Annotated in this window: 16 protein-coding genes; 4 read left to right on the top strand and 12 right to left on the bottom strand. The window is 66.8% G+C overall.

Annotated elements, in window-relative coordinates; translation table 11 throughout:
- Positions 1-42 precede the first annotated feature (42 nt).
- The 6 genes from J8847_RS10150 to ybiB all read right to left on the bottom strand — a co-directional run bounded on the left by J8847_RS10150 (position 43) and on the right by ybiB (position 7,369).
- On the bottom strand, positions 43-1,260 hold the full coding sequence (locus J8847_RS10150) for an NAD(P)/FAD-dependent oxidoreductase (RefSeq protein WP_211524576.1): 1,218 nt from the start codon (positions 1,258-1,260) through the stop codon (positions 43-45).
- A gap of 93 nt (positions 1,261-1,353) precedes the next feature.
- Positions 1,354-3,948, bottom strand: coding sequence for a carboxypeptidase-like regulatory domain-containing protein (locus tag J8847_RS10145; RefSeq protein WP_211524575.1), 2,595 nt, complete (start codon positions 3,946-3,948; stop codon positions 1,354-1,356).
- Between the two features lie 71 nt (positions 3,949-4,019).
- Positions 4,020-4,865 (bottom strand): molecular chaperone, encoded by an 846-nt coding sequence (locus J8847_RS10140; protein ID WP_211524574.1) that lies wholly within the window; start codon positions 4,863-4,865, stop codon positions 4,020-4,022.
- 19 nt (positions 4,866-4,884) lie between these two features.
- The gene (locus J8847_RS10135) at positions 4,885-5,379 is read right to left on the bottom strand and encodes a DUF4402 domain-containing protein (RefSeq protein ID WP_211524573.1); all 495 of its coding nucleotides are present in this window, start codon (positions 5,377-5,379) and stop codon (positions 4,885-4,887) included.
- 26 nt (positions 5,380-5,405) lie between these two features.
- On the bottom strand, positions 5,406-5,942 hold the full coding sequence (locus J8847_RS10130) for a DUF4402 domain-containing protein (RefSeq protein WP_211524572.1): 537 nt from the start codon (positions 5,940-5,942) through the stop codon (positions 5,406-5,408).
- 467 nt (positions 5,943-6,409) lie between these two features.
- Positions 6,410-7,369 (bottom strand): DNA-binding protein YbiB, encoded by a 960-nt coding sequence (gene ybiB / locus J8847_RS10125; protein WP_211524571.1) that lies wholly within the window; start codon positions 7,367-7,369, stop codon positions 6,410-6,412.
- 141 nt (positions 7,370-7,510) lie between these two features.
- On the opposite strand from ybiB, the gene J8847_RS10120 reads away from it, so the two are divergent.
- The 3 genes from J8847_RS10120 (at position 7,511) to J8847_RS10110 (ending at position 10,697) form a co-directional block, all read left to right on the top strand.
- On the top strand, positions 7,511-8,572 hold the full coding sequence (locus tag J8847_RS10120) for a 3-deoxy-7-phosphoheptulonate synthase (RefSeq protein WP_211524570.1): 1,062 nt from the start codon (positions 7,511-7,513) through the stop codon (positions 8,570-8,572).
- 130 nt (positions 8,573-8,702) lie between these two features.
- Positions 8,703-9,743, top strand: a complete 1,041-nt coding sequence (gene tsaD / locus J8847_RS10115) for a tRNA (adenosine(37)-N6)-threonylcarbamoyltransferase complex transferase subunit TsaD (protein ID WP_211524569.1) — start codon at positions 8,703-8,705, stop codon at positions 9,741-9,743.
- Positions 9,744-9,851: 108 nt separating this feature from the next.
- The gene (locus J8847_RS10110) at positions 9,852-10,697 is read left to right on the top strand and encodes an endonuclease/exonuclease/phosphatase family protein (RefSeq protein WP_211524568.1); all 846 of its coding nucleotides are present in this window, start codon (positions 9,852-9,854) and stop codon (positions 10,695-10,697) included.
- A gap of 15 nt (positions 10,698-10,712) precedes the next feature.
- Here J8847_RS10110 and J8847_RS10105 read toward each other — a convergent pair whose 3' ends face one another.
- The 3 genes from J8847_RS10105 to ybaK all read right to left on the bottom strand — a co-directional run bounded on the left by J8847_RS10105 (position 10,713) and on the right by ybaK (position 12,637).
- On the bottom strand, positions 10,713-11,360 hold the full coding sequence (locus J8847_RS10105) for a DsbA family oxidoreductase (RefSeq protein ID WP_211524567.1): 648 nt from the start codon (positions 11,358-11,360) through the stop codon (positions 10,713-10,715).
- 88 nt (positions 11,361-11,448) lie between these two features.
- Complete coding sequence (gene plsY / locus J8847_RS10100; RefSeq protein WP_229429687.1) at positions 11,449-12,081, bottom strand: glycerol-3-phosphate 1-O-acyltransferase PlsY; 633 nt, start codon at positions 12,079-12,081, stop codon at positions 11,449-11,451.
- 64 nt (positions 12,082-12,145) lie between these two features.
- Positions 12,146-12,637 carry a Cys-tRNA(Pro) deacylase gene (gene ybaK / locus J8847_RS10095; protein ID WP_211524612.1) on the bottom strand — a complete coding sequence of 164 codons (492 nt, stop codon included), beginning with the start codon at positions 12,635-12,637 and terminating at the stop codon, positions 12,146-12,148.
- A gap of 39 nt (positions 12,638-12,676) precedes the next feature.
- Here ybaK and J8847_RS10090 point away from each other — a divergent pair, with 39 nt between their 5' ends.
- Positions 12,677-13,651 carry an endonuclease/exonuclease/phosphatase family protein gene (locus tag J8847_RS10090; RefSeq protein ID WP_211524566.1) on the top strand — a complete coding sequence of 325 codons (975 nt, stop codon included), beginning with the start codon at positions 12,677-12,679 and terminating at the stop codon, positions 13,649-13,651.
- A gap of 275 nt (positions 13,652-13,926) precedes the next feature.
- On the opposite strand, the gene J8847_RS10085 is transcribed toward J8847_RS10090, so the two are convergent.
- From J8847_RS10085 to J8847_RS10075, 3 genes are all read right to left on the bottom strand, one after another.
- Positions 13,927-14,109, bottom strand: coding sequence for a hypothetical protein (locus J8847_RS10085; protein WP_211524565.1), 183 nt, complete (start codon positions 14,107-14,109; stop codon positions 13,927-13,929).
- A 74-nt stretch (positions 14,110-14,183) separates the two neighbouring features.
- Positions 14,184-15,089: a site-specific tyrosine recombinase XerD gene (gene xerD, locus J8847_RS10080; RefSeq protein WP_211524564.1), complete on the bottom strand. Its 906-nt coding sequence runs from the start codon at positions 15,087-15,089 to the stop codon at positions 14,184-14,186.
- Positions 15,062-15,586, bottom strand: a complete 525-nt coding sequence (locus tag J8847_RS10075; RefSeq protein ID WP_211524563.1) for a methylated-DNA--[protein]-cysteine S-methyltransferase — start codon at positions 15,584-15,586, stop codon at positions 15,062-15,064. The genes xerD and J8847_RS10075 overlap by 28 nt, the downstream gene beginning before the upstream one ends.
- Positions 15,587-15,637 lie beyond the last annotated feature (51 nt).

Below are 15,637 nucleotides of genomic sequence, written 5' to 3'. Positions count from 1 at the left end.
TATCAGTAAAAGCTTTTATCAACTTGTGCCTGAATTACCACGTCATTGGGAAGCCAGCGCCAGGCCGGCCGCGACGCCCGAGGCCCAGGCCCACTGGAAGTTGTAGCCGCCCAGCCAGCCGGTCACGTCCATCGCCTCGCCGATGAAGTACAAGCCCGGCACCTTGTTCGCCATCATGGTCTGCTGCGACAGCTCGCGCGTGTCGACGCCGCCCAGGGTCACCTCGGCCTTCCTGTAGCCTTCCGAGCCGGTCGGCACGATGGCCCAGCGGTTGATGGCGTCGCCCAGCTTGCGCAGCCTGGCGTCCGGCATATCGGCCAGGCGCGCCCCCGGGTCGAAGCCGTTCCCGGCCAGCAGGCCGTCGGCCAGGCGCGCCGGCAGCCATTGGGCCAGCACATTGCCCAGCTGCTTCTTTTCCGTCTTCTTGGCGCCGATGAGGGTCTCGGCCACGTCCATATCGGGCAGCAGGTCGAGCACGATCGGCGTGCCGGGCTGCCAGTAGCTGGAGATCTGCAGGATCGCCGGGCCCGACAGGCCGCGATGGGTGAACAGCAGGTCTTCGCGGAACTGGCCGCGGAGGGCGCCCTTCCCTTTGCCGCTGCCAGTGCTGACGTCGACTTCGAGGGCGATGCCGGCCAGCGGGGCGAAGGGCTCCCAGCTAGGACCGTCGAAGGTCAGCGGCACCAGGCCGGGGCGGGTCTCGATCACGTTCAGGCCGAACTGGGTGGCGAGGCGATAGCCCAGGTCGGTGGCGCCGATCTTCGGAATCGACAGGCCGCCGGTGGCGACCACCACGCTAGCCACTTCCAGCTCGCCGCCGTCCGTGGCGACCGTGAAGCCGGTTTCGGTCTTTTGCACGCCGGCGATCTTGCAGGGCATGCGCAGGTGGACGGCGCCGGCTTCGCATTCGGCGCGCAGCATGGCGATGATGCGTTCGGACGAGTCGTCGCAGAACAGCTGGCCCTTGTGCTTCTCGTGATAAGCGATGCGGTGCTTCTTCACCAGGGCCAGGAAATCCTGCGCGGTGTAGCGCGACAGCGCGCTGCGGCAGAAGTGCGGGTTCTGGGACAGGAAGTTCGCCGGGCCGGCGTTGATGTTGGTGAAATTGCAGCGGCCGCCACCGGAGATGCGGATCTTCTCGGCCAGTTTGGCGGCGTGGTCGAGCAGCACCACGCGCTTGCCCTGCTGGCCGGCGACCGCCGCGCACATCATGCCGGCGGCGCCTGCGCCGATTACTGCTACGTCGTATTGTTTTGCCATGCTTGGGGTGGGGTGCGATTCGCCAAACCGGCCATTGTATACGGTTCAGGTGGGGGTGCGGAAGGTGGTGCGGTTATCGGTTCGCACGAAAACTCACGCCCCATCCTCCGCCCGCACATCCAGATCCCTCCCATTGAGCACGGTCCCCTCCTTCCCGATGGTAATGACGTGCATCCCCGTATCCGTCAGCCCCAGCCGCTTGAGCTGCTCCGGCTGCACCCGCAGGAAGTACTCTCCCGGGAAAATCCCCGTGATCACGTAATACCCATCCGCCGCGCTGACCGCGCTCGCCACCACCTTGCGGCGGCTGTCGACCACTTCCAGCCGCAGGTCCCCGATCGCGCGCCGCGCGCCGTTGGCGTAGAGGTAGGTGGTGCCATCCACCTCCCCGGTCACGCCCACGGGGAAGTCGATGCTGCTGACCTTGCCCGGGCGCGGCACGATGCGCACGCCCGGCGTGCGCGGCTGCCATTGCGGGTCGTCCAGCGAGTTCGGGTCGACCGCGATGTCGGTGTGCTGGTGCGCCGGCAGGCGCGCCAGGGTGGCCAGCCCGGCCGCGTTGGTGCGCGCCAGGTAGCTGGCGCCGTTGACCGTGATGCCCGCACCGCCGATCGGCTCGTCGGCCTCGTCCATCACGCCGTCCAGGTTCTTGTCGAGGAAGACGCGCACCGAAGCCGCGCCCATGTTCGCCATCGGCTGCGCATCCATCGTCATGCGCATGGCGCGCGGCTCCCAGCCCATGGCCATGAAGAACTGCACGCCCAGGCCGTAATCGCGCCGGTTCGTGTAGAAGGCGTTCACGCCCAGCCCATAGGTGCCCAGGCTCTTGTTGAGCGCGCCGGCCAGGCGCGTCTCGCGCTCGTGGAACGCACGCGTCAGGCCCAGGTTCAGCATGTAGCCGTCGTTCAGGTAGTAGTCGGCGGTGAGCGCGGCGCTCCCCAGCCCCGCGTCCGGCGCGATCAGGTATTGCAGCTGCCCCGTGAGGCCGATGCCGGCCACCCGGCGGCTCACCTGGAACAGGCCGTCCGCCATGTCGTGGCCGCCCAGCGACTGCCAGCGCAGGGTGTTGCTGAGGGCGATGCCGTCGCGGTAGGCCGCGATCCGTCCCTGCAGGTCGATATTGCGGGTGCCCGAGGCCAGCCGGTCGTGGCGCACTTGCAGCGCCAGCGGGTAGAAACTGGATCCGCCGGGCGCGACCACGCCTTCGGCGCGCAGCTCGTCCCTGGTCTTCACCGGGTCGGCGCTGGGCGAAAAGAACTCGCTGCTGAAGCGGTCCAGGGTCGCCCGGCTGGCCGACAGGGATACCTGGCCCAGGCGCGTCTTGAGGCCGAGCTGGGCCAGCTTGCCGCCGTCGTCGCCATGGACCGCATCGACGGTGGCGATCATGCCCTTCCAGTAGCTGCGCAAGCCCAGGTTGGCGTAGCCGCGCTGCACGCCGTCCGGCAAGGCCAGGCGCTGCCAGCCGCCGGTGGCGTTGAGCCAGTCGCTGGCGCCCCACTCGAACTGCGCCAGCGCGCGCTGGTGGCCGAAGCGGTCGCGGTGCGCGGCCAGGTCGTAGTACAGCGCGCCGCGCGGCACGGCCGACTGCTCCAGCAGGAAGCTCTGGCGCTCCACGCGCAGCTGCCCCAGCGGGCCATGGAACACCAGGCGGAACTCGTTGGGACCGTAGGCAAGCGGCTGGTCCTCGAAGCTGTACTTGCCGTCGCCGCGCGACTGCTGGAAGCCGACCAGCGCATCGTTGTAGTACAGCTCGACGTCCCAGCCCGGCGGCAGCGCGCCCTGCAAGGTGTGGCGGTCGAAGCTGGTGGGCTGGTTGAGCGGACGGTTGCTGAGGACGGCGCCATTGCCGGTGGGGCTGCTGGCGGAGACATTCGCCACGCCCGGCACCGGCACGCTGCCGAACAAGGCGGTGCGCGCCCGCAAGGGGCCAAGCAGGCCGGCGTCGGGATCGTGGCGCCCCAGGGTCAGGCGCAGCCCGGCGTCGGGGTCGTGGCGGTTGCGGCTCGCGTACAGCGCGGCTTCCATGCCCGCCAGGTCGGTGGTCAGGTAGGCCGTGTAGGCGGCTTCGGTCTGGCGCCGTCCGCCCACGCTGGTGGTCGCCAGTCCGATGGTCTGGTCGATGAAGGGGGTGTCGACCAGGCGGTAAGGCGTGGACAGGCGTGGATAGCCGGGGTCGGCATAGCCGCCCGGCATGCCAGGCAGGCTGCCGCGCTCGCGCCGCGCCAGGCGCGCCTGGATCGGCAGCTGCTCGCGCGGCTTCACCTTGAGCGCCAGGCTGGACATGTCCAGGTCGAGGTCGACCGGCAGCCAGCGCGCCATCAGCTTGCTGGCCACGTAGATGTCGTCGGAGAGCAGCTTGAATTGCGCGCGGTCGAGCTCTTCGTGGCGGCCGGCGATGTCGGCCACGCGCCCCGGCACGTCGAGGCTGAAGGCCCGTTCCTCGTTCAGGATATAGCCGCTGGCGCGCCCCTCGCCCGGCGTCACGCGGATGGCCAGGGTCAGCAGGCGCGCCATTTCGCCCAGCGGCAGGTAGACGTCGCGCCCGATCTCGTAGCCGGTCACGGCGTCGGACAGCAGCTGGTTGCCGAGCCGGACTTCCAGCAGGACCAGATTGGCTTCCGGCGCGCGCAAGGGCGCGGCCGCGGCCGGCGGCGCATAGGCGGACAGCAGCGCAGGCAGCAGCGCCATGCCTGCGAGCAGACAAGCCGTCCGGACGACCCGCATGAACGTGCGTGGCTAGTGAAGCTTCGCCGGGCGGATCACGGCAGCGCCAGGCTGGCCTGGGCCAGCGGCTTGCCGCCCGCTTCCGGACGTTCGCGGAACACGGCCTCGAGGGTGCCGCCGGACAGGTTCAGGCCGGCCGGCAGCTGCAGCGGCAGCGCGGCCTGGCGCACGCGGTTGGGGGTGTAGACGGCGATGCCGCCCACCTGGCCCACCGTGGTGGTCTTGCCGCCGCGCGGCGTGAAGCTGACGCTCACGTCGCCGTAGACCGAGCCGCTGCCCTCGCGCTCGAGGCGCATGGTCAGCAGGGGCCGGCGGGTGGCGTCGTATTGCAGGGCGAGGCCGGCCAGCTTGATGCTGGCGTCCACTTTCCCGTGGCGCACGATCACCGGCACCGACGCGCCCACCAGGGCGTTCATGACCACGCCGATACCGCTGTTCTGGCCGCGCTGCTCGATGCTGCTCTCGCCTTCCGCATCCGGCAGCTTGTCGAACAGCAGGTGCGAACGGTATTCGCCCTCGGCCAGGTCGGCCGGCTTGCGCAGCATGACGCGCACGGTCTGGGCGGTGCCCGGCTGCAGGGTGATCTGGCGCGGCGAGTAGCGCAGCATGCTGTCGGCGAAATGCTCGCCCGGCGCCGGGGTGTCGGCCGGTTCGAACTGGCCGGCCTCGGTCATGCGGCGGTTGACTAGTGCGATGCGGTAGCTGGCCGGCTTGGTTCCATTGTTGATCAGCTCGATCTGGGCGGCGCGCTGGTTCTGCTCGAATACGATGCGGGTCGGGTGCAGCATCAGCTCGGCGTGTGCGGGAGCGCACAGGGTCAGCAAGGACAAGGCGCCGATCAGGCGCATGAAAAAGGCGGGAAACTGCAGGCGAAACATCATATGGTCCTACTTGACGGGTCTACTGGAAATTAACGATCACCGAAAACGAACCGCTGTACACCCCCGGCGCCTGGTTCGGCGCCACCGTGAGGGTGGCCCCGACCGCCAGCGGCGTGCCGCTGACCGGTACAGAGGGAAGCATTCCGCTTGGCGAGCTGGTAAAGCTGTTCACGGCCATGCTGTTGCTGCCGCTGTTAAGCCTGATTTGTCCATTGCCGGGCAGCGAAATGATCACGGCCTTGTTGCCGCCGCCGTTGCTGCTCTTGGAGACAGTGAAGTTCGCCTGGCTGGCGGACGGGGAATTGAGCAGGACGACGGCGCCGGTGCGGGAACGCAGGCCGGTGGGGCCGATCACCACGGTGCCGCCGCTGCCGGCCACGAAGCGCCCGAAGTCCAGGCTGCGGGTGTTCGAGATCATGACCTGCTGCGCGCTGGCGCCGGATGGCGCCAGGGACAGCATGAGCAGCAGCGCCGGAAGGAGCAAACGGCAGGAAAACATGCGGCGTGCAGACACGGTCGGGCTCCGACGCCGCTTGCCGCTTAGTTGTACTCGACGGTGGCGGTCACGCTGCCGGTGTAGGTGCCGGCCGCCTGGTTGGCGGCAACGGTCAGCACGCCGCCGACGTAGATCGACTGCGCGCCGGAGCTCAGGGTGCCGCTCGTCACGTTACCCGAAGTGGCTGCGCTGGCGCTCAGGTCGCTGATCGAGGTGAAGGCCATGGTGTCCGAACCCGATGCCAGGGTGGCCGAGCCGCCCAGGGTGATCGAATAGTTCAGGCCGGTTTCACCGGTCACGTTGAACTGCGCCGCGGTGCTGGTGCCGCCTGCAGCCACCACGCCGCCGCTGACGGCGCGGCTGCTGTTCGGGCTGATGGTGACCGTGCCCGGGGTCGCGCCCGGTGCGAAGCTGCCGAAGGACAGGTCGGTGACCTTGGAGATCTGGATCGGGGCGATCACGGTGCTGGTCGAGGAGGCGGTCGCGACGGCGGCGTGCACGCTGCCGGCGGCAACGGCGGCAGCCAGCGCCAGGGCGGCGAAAGCGAAACGGTTCGAGGTGATGCGGAGTTGCTTGGTCATTCTGGTCATCCTTCAGAAATTGGCGGACCGGCGTAAAGCCGAACGTTTTTCTAACGACGCCGTCCAGCAATATCTTCTCAATAACAGCAGATATTGCCGCTCAGTATCGTTTTGCTATGTTGCGCAAAAATAATAGCCGCTTTCTTGAGGAAAATCACTTTCCTTACAACAAACTTACTCAAATACCATTGCTCTTATGAAAATTAATTGTTAATTAATTACTTGAGCATACAACATTTGGCCATCAATTACCTAAACTTAGCAGAACATAACCGAAATTTATGGGAAAAATTAGGCTTCGGGACAGGGAAAATGCGTCCCGGGTTTTAGATCCCTGACTCTAAATTGCCTAGTCCAACACGTTGTTTAGAGCCAACGCTAAACACGAACGCAGCCAGGGTGGCCCGGCTGCGAACAGTGAAGAACAGGCAAAACTGAAGGATGGAGGGCGAACCGGCCCGCCGCGATCAGGCCCGCAGCGCGCGCGCCACCTGTACGCACTGGGCCACCTGGGCCAGGATAGGACGCGGCACCGGCACTTCCCCCGCCAGCGCGCGCGCGATCCAGGCGGCGGTCGCGGCCGCATCACGGGTGTCCGGCACCTCGGCCAGCTCGTCGGCGGGCGCGTCGCGTTCGACCAGGACCGTGCGGCTGCCGGCGTGGAACCAGTCGATCTGCTGGGCCCGGTGCGGATTGGCCACCGTCTCGCCCTCGGTCCCGCGCATCAGGAAGGCGTCGCCGCGCTCCGCCGGCGCGGCGCCGGTGAAGTACTCCCCCAGCGTCTCCAGGTACTCGGGGTGGGTGTAGGAAACCAGGCGCAGCGCCGGCCCCTCGAAAGGCTGCAGGATCTTGACCAGGGTATGGGTCGAGTTGCGCACGCCGAGGATGCGGCGCAGCGAAAGCATGTGCGCCAGCTTCGGCGCCAGGCGCTCGATCGGCAGGAAGGCCGGCCGGCCCGCCGCGAAGGCATCCTGCATGTCGGCCGTCGAACCGGCTTCCGCCAGGCCGAGCTCGGCCAGGATCTCGGCCGTCGTCACCCGCCCCGGGTCGAGGCGCACGCCGTGCACCAGCACCGGCACGCCTTCGCGCGCCAGCAGCAGGGCCAGCAGCGGCGTCAGGTTGGCCAGCTTGCGCGCACCGTTATAGCTGGGAATCAGGACCGGGGCGAAGGGGCCCGCGGGCGCCGACAGCGGCGCGAACGAGGCTTCGGCGGCGTCCATGAAGCCGGCCAGCTCCTCCACCGATTCGCCCTTGATGCGCATGGCCAGCAGGATCGCGCCCAGTTCCAGGTCCGAGACCCGGCCGTCCAGCATGGCGCCGTAGAGGCGGCCCGCGTCCTCGCGCGACATGCTGCGCGCACCCTTCACGCCGCGGCCGATTTCCTTGATGAAGGGGGCGGCGGCAAAGCTCTCGATGTCCGTGTTCATGGCAAAAGGATACACGGGATTGCGGACCGGCTGCAGGCGCCCTCCCCTTTGGCCCGCCGGCGAATTTTGCGCGCGGGTGTGCAAGTGCAGCAATTTGCGTCTACACTGGTCAACTCCCTAAAGAAAACATTGATTAGCACCATGATCATCACGCCCGATATCGAAAACACCAACGTCAGCTCCTTCGCGCGGATGCCCACCCCGGTCGAGCTGCACGCCAAGCTGCCGCTGACCGACCGCGCCTTCACCACCGTGATGCAGGGCCGCGAGACGCTGCGCAATATTCTCGACCGCAAGGACCACCGCCTGTTCGTCGTGGTCGGCCCCTGCTCGATCCACGATCCGGAAGCCGGCCTGGACTATGCGCGCCGCCTGAAGACGCTGCAGACCGAGGTCGCGGACACCATGGTGCTGGTGATGCGCGTGTATTTCGAGAAGCCGCGTACGACCACCGGCTGGAAGGGCTATATCAACGATCCGTTCATGGATGACTCCTTCCGCGTTGACGAGGGCATGGAGCGCGCGCGCCGCTTCCTGCTGGACGTGTGCGAGCTCGGCCTGCCGACCGCGACCGAGGCGCTGGACCCGATCTCGCCGCAATACCTGGGCGACCTGATCGCCTGGACCGCGATCGGCGCGCGCACCACCGAATCCCAGACCCACCGCGAGATGTCTTCCGGCCTGTCGACCCCGGTCGGCTTCAAGAACGGCACCGACGGCGACGTCAGCATCGCGGTCAACGCCGTGCTGTCCTCGGCCAATCCGCACGCCTTCCTCGGCATCAACGACCAGGGCACGGTGTCGATCGTGCGCACCAGCGGCAACGCCTACGGCCACGTGGTGCTGCGCGGCGGCGGCGGCCGTCCGAATTACGATTCGGTGTCGGTGGCGATCGCCGAGCAGGCGCTCAAGAAAGCCGGGCTGCCGGCCAACCTGGTGGTGGACTGCTCGCACGCGAACAGCTACAAGAAGCCGGAACTGCAGCCGCTGGTGATGTCGGACGTGATCCAGCAGATCCGCCATGGCAACCAGTCGCTGGTGGGCGTGATGATCGAGTCGAACATCGTGTCGGGCAGCCAGCCGATTCCGGAAGACCTGTCGCAGCTGAAGTACGGCTGCTCGGTGACCGACGGCTGCATCGGCTGGGAAGAGACGGAAGCGATGCTGCGCAGCGCGCATGCCGAGCTGCTGCAGCGCCCGTAGGGTGGACGGGTCTCCCGTCCACGCGTTCCACTGCTAACTATCACCGCGTGGACGGCGGAGCCGACTACGCGTCCCGGTCCACCCTACGGTAAAATCCCGCCTTCTGCATCTTTCTCACCGGCTTTTTCCCATGATCGTACTCGGCGTCGAATCCTCCTGCGATGAAACCGGCCTGGCTCTGTATGACACCGAGCGCGGGCTGCTGTCCCATGCCCTGCATTCGCAGGTCGCCATGCACGAGGAGTATGGCGGCGTGGTGCCGGAACTGGCTTCGCGCGACCACATCCGCCGCGCCCTGCCGCTGCTGGAGGAAACGATCAGGCGCGCCGGCATTCCGATGTCCGCCATCGATGCCGTCGCCTACACCCAGGGTCCCGGCCTGGCCGGCGCGCTGCTGGTCGGTTCCTCGGTGGCCTGCTCGCTGGCGCTGGCGCTCGACAAGCCGGTGCTGGGCGTGCACCACCTCGAAGGCCATTTGCTGTCGCCGCTGCTGGCGACGGAGCGTCCGGAGTTCCCCTTCATCGCCCTGCTGGTCTCGGGCGGCCACACCCAGCTGATGCGCGTGGACGGCGTCGGCCGCTACACCCTGCTGGGCGAGACCCTGGACGACGCGGCCGGCGAAGCCTTCGACAAGTCGGCCAAGCTGCTCGGCCTGGGCTATCCCGGCGGCCCGGCGATCTCGCGCCTGGCGGAATTCGGCGATCCCGACGCCTACACCCTGCCGCGCCCGATGCTGCACTCGAAGGACTTCAACTTCAGCTTCTCGGGCCTGAAGACGGCCGTGCTCACGGTGGTGAAGAACCACGAGGAAAAGGTGGTGGCCAATATCTGCGAGCAGGACAAGGCGAATATCGCGCGCGGCTTCGTCGACGCGATCGTCGACGTCCTCACCGCCAAGTGCGTGAACGCGCTGCGCCACACGGGCCTGAAGCGCCTGGTGATCGCCGGCGGCGTGGGCGCCAACCGCCAGCTGCGCGCCTCGCTGGACGCGGCTGCTGTAAAACGCAAGTTCAAGGTCTATTATCCTGAACTGGAGTTCTGCACCGATAACGGCGCCATGATCGCCTTCGCGGGCGCCATGCGCCTGGAACGCAATCCGGACCTGGCGCAGCGCGATTACGCCTTCAACGTGCGTCCGCGCTGGCCCCTGGACGAGCTGGAAGCCGCATAAATTCTAGGGTTTCGCCTGAACTTGCAAGCTTGACATCGATCCTACGGTGTGACCGTCGACCGCCAAACGGTGGCAATATCCGACGGTCAAGTTTTACGGAGGTGAGTGATGCGCGTGGTGAGCTGGAATATTCATTGGGGTTGTGGCAAGGACGGAAGGATCCGCATTCATGCGATCATCGACGTGCTGCGCCGCCTCAATCCGGATGTGGTCTGCCTGCAGGAGGTGGCGGCGAACCACCCGGAGCTGGAAGGCAGCGCGACCGCGAACCAGTTCAAGCAGCTGGGCGGCGCCTTCGGCGGCTACCACCTGATGGAGCACGCTCCCAGCGAGATCTACAAGAACAACGTTCCCCGCCTGTTCGGCAACCTGATCCTCTCGAAATACCGCATCTCGCAGGTGCATCGCCACCTGCTGCCCTGGCCGGCCGATCCCGAAAGCCCGGCCGGCATGCCGCGCGGCCTGCTGGAAACCGTGATCGACGCGCCCGGCGGCAAGCTGCGCCTGATGACCACCCACCTGGAATACTATTCGGCGCGCCAGCGCATGGCGCAGGTTGCGCGCGTGCGCGAGCTGCATGCGGAAGCCTGTGCCCGCGCGCGCATCTTCCAGCCGGATCCGAACCTGGATGCGCCCTTCCAGCTGGGCTTCCGGCCCGGGTCGGCGATCCTGTGCGGCGACTTCAATTTCGCGCCCGCGTCACCCGATTACGAGGCCATGCTGGCCGCGCCCGCACAGGGCGAGCTGGCGCTGCGCGACGCCTGGCGCATCGTCCACGGCGACACAGCGCGCGCACCGACCGCCGGGCTGCACGGGTATCCGTGGCCGGAGCGGCCTGAGTGCTATGACTATTTCTTCGTGACCGAGGATCTGGCGGAGCGGGTGAAGGTGCTGGATGTGCTGTCGGAGACGGCGGCGTCGGATCATCAGCCGGTGGTGCTGGAGCTGGCTTGAGGCGCACCACCTCAATTACTCTTTAGCCGCAATCTCCCTCAACGCCCTCTCGAACACCTCCGGCGGCTGCCCGCCCGAGATCAGGTGCTTCTGGTTGATGATAATCGCCGGCACCGACCGGATCCCCGCCCGCTGGAAGAACTGCTCGCGCTCACGCACCTCCTCCGCGAATTCGTTCGAGTTCAGGATGCGCGCCGCCACTTCGCGGTCCAGCCCCGCATGCCCCACCGCGCGCAGCAGCACCTCGTGGTTGCTGGGATCCTCGCAATGGGTGAAGTAAGCGCTGAACAGCGCTTCCTTGAGCTCGCGCTGGCGCCCTTCCTGCTCCGCCCAGGACAGCAGGCGGTGAGCGTCGAAGGTGTTGTAGATGCGGCCGCGCCGCTCCATGTCGAACACGAAGCCGACGTCAGCGCCGCGCTGGCGGATCGCCTCGCGGGTCTGGGCCTGCTGCTCGGCCGTGGCGCCGTACTTCTCGGTGATGTGCTCGACGATGTCCTGTCCGTCCGGGCCCATGTCGGGGTTCAGCTCGAAGGGCTGGAAATGCAGGTCCGCCTGGACCTCGGCGCCGACGCGGCCCAGCGCCGTGTCCAGCGACTTCAGACCGATCGCGCACCATGGGCACGAGACGTCCGATACAAAATCGATCCTGAGTTGCTTGGTCACAGCGCACCACCTTTCTTGTCCGTTGCGGCACGGGCGTGCCGCCAAACGGATATGGTAACGCCTGGCCGGATTTCGGGCGCGCGGGGCCTTATTTCTTCTTGGCGCCCGCCGCCTTGCTGCCGATCCTGGACTCCTTGCCGGCCAGCAGATTGGCGATGTTCGCGCTGTGGCGCCACAGCAGCAGCCCGCTCATGATGAACACGGCGAACAGGATCTCGTCGGCGCCGAACAGCAGGCCGTAGTAGAAGGGCGCGAACACCGAGGCGATCAGCGCCGCCAGCGAGGAATAGCGGAAGGCATAGGCCACGATCAGCCAGGTGGCCGCGGTCGCCAGGCCCAGCCACGGGTTAATGCCGAGCAGCACGCCGAGCGCGGTCGCGACGCCCTTGCCGCCCACGAACTTGAAAAACACCGGCCACAGGTGGCCGATGAAGACGGCCAGCGCCACCAGGGCGATGCTTCCCTCTTCCAGTCCGTACTGCGGGCCGAAATGCACGGCCAGCCAGACGGCCAGCCAGCCCTTGAGGCAGTCGCCCACCAAGGTGGCGATGGCGGCCTTCTTGCTGCCGCTGCGCAGGACGTTGGTGGCGCCCGGGTTCTTGGAGCCGTAGGTGCGCGGGTCGGCCAGGCCAAAGGCGTGGCTCACGACCACGGCGAAGGAAATCGAGCCGATCAGGTAGGCGGCAATCGTGGCGATGATGGTGGCAATCGTTGGGTTCATCTTGTCTCTTTTTTAATAAGCCAGCAAAACCGGCCCGTGAATATACACCATGCTTCGGGGATAGTCACTCGGCCAGGGCGCATTGCACCGGCCGTGCTTTCAGCACGTCCACCAGCACGCGCGGATCGATGCCGACCAGGTAGCCGCGCCGTCCGCCATTGATGTATATCTTGTCCAGGGCCAGGATGCTCTCCTCGACGAAGACCGGCATCGCCTTGCGGATGCCGAAGGGCGAGGTGCCGCCCACCATGTAGCCCGAATGGCGCTGGGCCACGTCCGGCTTGCAGGGTTCGACCGACTTGCAGGGGATGGCGCGCGCCAGGTTCTTGGTCGAGACCTTGCAGTCGCCATGCATCAGGACGATCAGCGGCTTGGCCGCCTCGTCCTGCATCACCAGGGTCTTGACCACGTCGTGCTCCGGCACGCCCAGCGCGCGCGAGGACACGGCGGTGCCGCCATGTTCTTCGTACTCGTAGGGATGCTCGGAAAAAGCGACCTGGTGTTTGCGCAGGAATTGTGTGGCGGGTGTCTCTGACACGTGCTCTTTCTTGGCCATGCGTGGTACGCTAAAGACGAACATAAAGGGGTTTCTATTATGCAGGAAGAAATTCGCTTTGCCACCTTCAACACATTCAACCTGGCCCCGCCCGGCGCGCACCTGTACGACAATCTCGCGCCGTTCACGCCAGAGGAATACGAGGCCAAGCTCGCCTGGACCGCGCACCAGGTCGACCTGCTCGATGCCGACGTGATCGGCTTCCAGGAAATCTTTTCCCAGTCCGTGCTGAAGGAAGTGCTGGCGCGCACCCGGCGCTACCGCGATGCCGCCCACGTCGGCTTCGATCCCGATCCCAGCGCTTCGCGCCTGACGCCCAGCGTGGCCCTGGTGTCGCGCCTGCCGCTGGCCGAACCGGGCCGGGCCCTGAGCATGTTTCCTGACAATGTCGCCATGCCGCCCGGCAGCCGCGACCCGGACCGCTTCACGCGCGCTCCTTTGCACGCGGCCATCGAGCTCGCGCCCGGCGTGGTCGTGGACGTGATCGTGGTGCACCTCAAGTCGCGCCGTCCCGACTACCGCTCCAGCGACAGCGGCGACGACCCGCACCTGTACGCCCTCGCCTGCCTGCGCTCGCTGATAAGGCGCGGCACCGAGGCCACCGCCCTGCGAGTGCTGCTCACCGACATGGCCCACGCCCGGCGCCGCCCGCGCATCGTGATGGGCGACTTCAACGACGTGGCCGATTCGGTCACCACCGAGATCGTGCTGGGCGAAGGTACGCCGCCGGCGGACCGCATGTACGACGCCTTCCGCGTGCAGCGCCAGCAGGACAACGGCCGCGACGTCGGCTTTTCTATCCTGCACGACCGGCGCCACTCCACCATCGACCACATCCTGGTTTCGCCCGAGTTCAACCACGCCCTGCCGGAAGCGATTGGCGAAGTGAGCAACGTGGTCTACCTGAACGACCACCTGAACCTGGGCCTGCCCGAAGCCTCGGACCACGGCCAGGTGCTGGCGCGCCTGCGCCTCTATCCGTCGCGCGGCGAGTTCAGGACGGCGGCGGATTGACGGTTCGCGTGCCCGCAAACCAGGCAGGCGGCACGCATTTCATCCCCGGCTAACGCATTTCATGCCGCCCAGACGTCGGCTCGTCGCATCCCGCTGGATGACGCAAACCGCAATCTTTATAGTTCAACCATGCGCACTGAGCTCGATCCCGATGCGGATCGAGCCTACGCGCCACCGAACACCGCGGGCCGGAACACTTGCGGACGGCCCGCCTCCCTTTATCCGCGACAGGCGCCGGCTTGCCAAGCCGGCGCAACGCGGTTTTCCCGCATGGCTCAGGACAGTTCTTGCGGCGCGTCCGTATCCAACCCAGGCTGCTCCGAAGCCTCCGTGGCGCCGCCTTCCGGCTCGGCAGGGGCGTTTTTAGCCTCCAGTTTGCGCTTGGCCTTTTCCTCGGCCTTGCGCTTCTTTTCGAGTTCCCGCTGACGCTTTTCGTAACTGAAATTGTTCCGAGTCATTTTCACCTCGCCTGTACAAAGAAGATTGGGTGCTGCCCGGCCATTATGGACTAGTCCCGCCGGCGCGGCTTGCACTAACCACGGGGGTGGTGCTGGGCATGCAGGTGCTTGAGGCGTTCGCGCGCGACGTGGGTGTAGATCTGGGTGGTCGAGATGTCGGCGTGCCCCAGCAGCAGCTGCACCACGCGCAGGTCGGCGCCGTGGTTGAGCAGGTGGGTGGCGAAGGCGTGGCGCAGGGTGTGCGGCGACAGCGGGGCCTGGATGCCCGCCTTCTGTGCGTGCTTCTTGATCAGGATCCAGAACATCTGGCGCGTCATCGGGCCGCCGCGGCCGGTCACGAACAGTGCGTCGTCGACCTGGCCATTGAGGATGATGCCGCGCGCGTCCTTCAGGTAGCGCTCCAGCCAGCCGCGCGCTTCCTGGCCAAAAGGCACCAGGCGGGTCTTGCTGCCCTTGCCGGTGATGCGCAGCACGCCGTCGTTCATGCTCACTTCCACCAGCTTGAGCGCCACCAGTTCCGATACCCGCAGGCCGCTGGCGTACATCAGTTCCAGCATGGTGCGTTCGCGCAGGCCCAGCGGCGTATTCACGTCCGGCGCGGCCAGCAAGGCTTCGACCTGGCTTTCGGTCAGCGTGTGCACGAAGCGGGTCGGCTGGCGCGCCGATGCCATCTTGAGGCAGGGGTCCTGCTGGATCTTTTGCTGGCGCAGGGCCAGCTGGTAGAAGCGCTTGAGCACCGACAGCCGGCGATTGGCCGAGCTCGGGCGCGATTCGGCATGGCGGTCGGCGAAATACGCGGCCAGGTCTTCCGGCTGGACCGCCAGCAGGCTGTCGCGCTGCGCACGCTTGGCTTCGAGCCAGCCGGCGAACAGGCGCAGGTCGCGCCGGTAGGCGTCGAGGGAGTTCTTCGCCAGTCCCTGCTCCAGCCAGAGCGTGTCGCAGAACTCGTCGATCAGGGCCAGATTGACTGCTGTTGCCATGGGGATGCGGTGGCGCCTTCGTGGCGCAGCAGCCAGCGCTTCACGGACAGGTGGAAACCGTTTTCGTCGTCCTGGTTGGAAAAGCCGCCCAGCCCGCCGGACGCGGTGACGCGGTGGCAGGGAATGATCAGGGGGAACCAGTTGGCGCCGCAAGCCTGGCCCACGGCGCGCGGCGCCGAGCCGATCAGCTTGGCCAGCTGGCCGTAGGTGCGCACGCTGCCGCGCGGGATGGCGCCGATCGCTTCCCAGACCTTGCGCTGGAACTCGGTGCCGGCCTCGAACAGCGGCAGCTCGAAACGGAAGTCGGGGTCGGCCAGGTAGCGCGCGATCTGCTGCGCGGCCTGCCCGGCGACGGCGTTGTCGGGGTCTTTTTCGGCGTAGTGCGGCGGCAGGTAGACCAGCTCGCGCACCCGCTCGTCCTGCGTGCGGATGCCCATCGCGCCAAAGGGCGTGGCCACGATGGCGTGGAACAATTCGCTTCCCTGTTCTGTCTTCATGATTGCTTCGTGTGGTGCGCGGAAAAGGCTACCGCGTAGTGCAATCTTAAC

This window comes from Massilia sp. AB1 (assembly GCF_018119385.1).
Lineage (GTDB): Bacteria > Pseudomonadota > Gammaproteobacteria > Burkholderiales > Burkholderiaceae_D > Telluria.
This window is presented reverse-complemented; position numbering and strand designations above follow the sequence as displayed.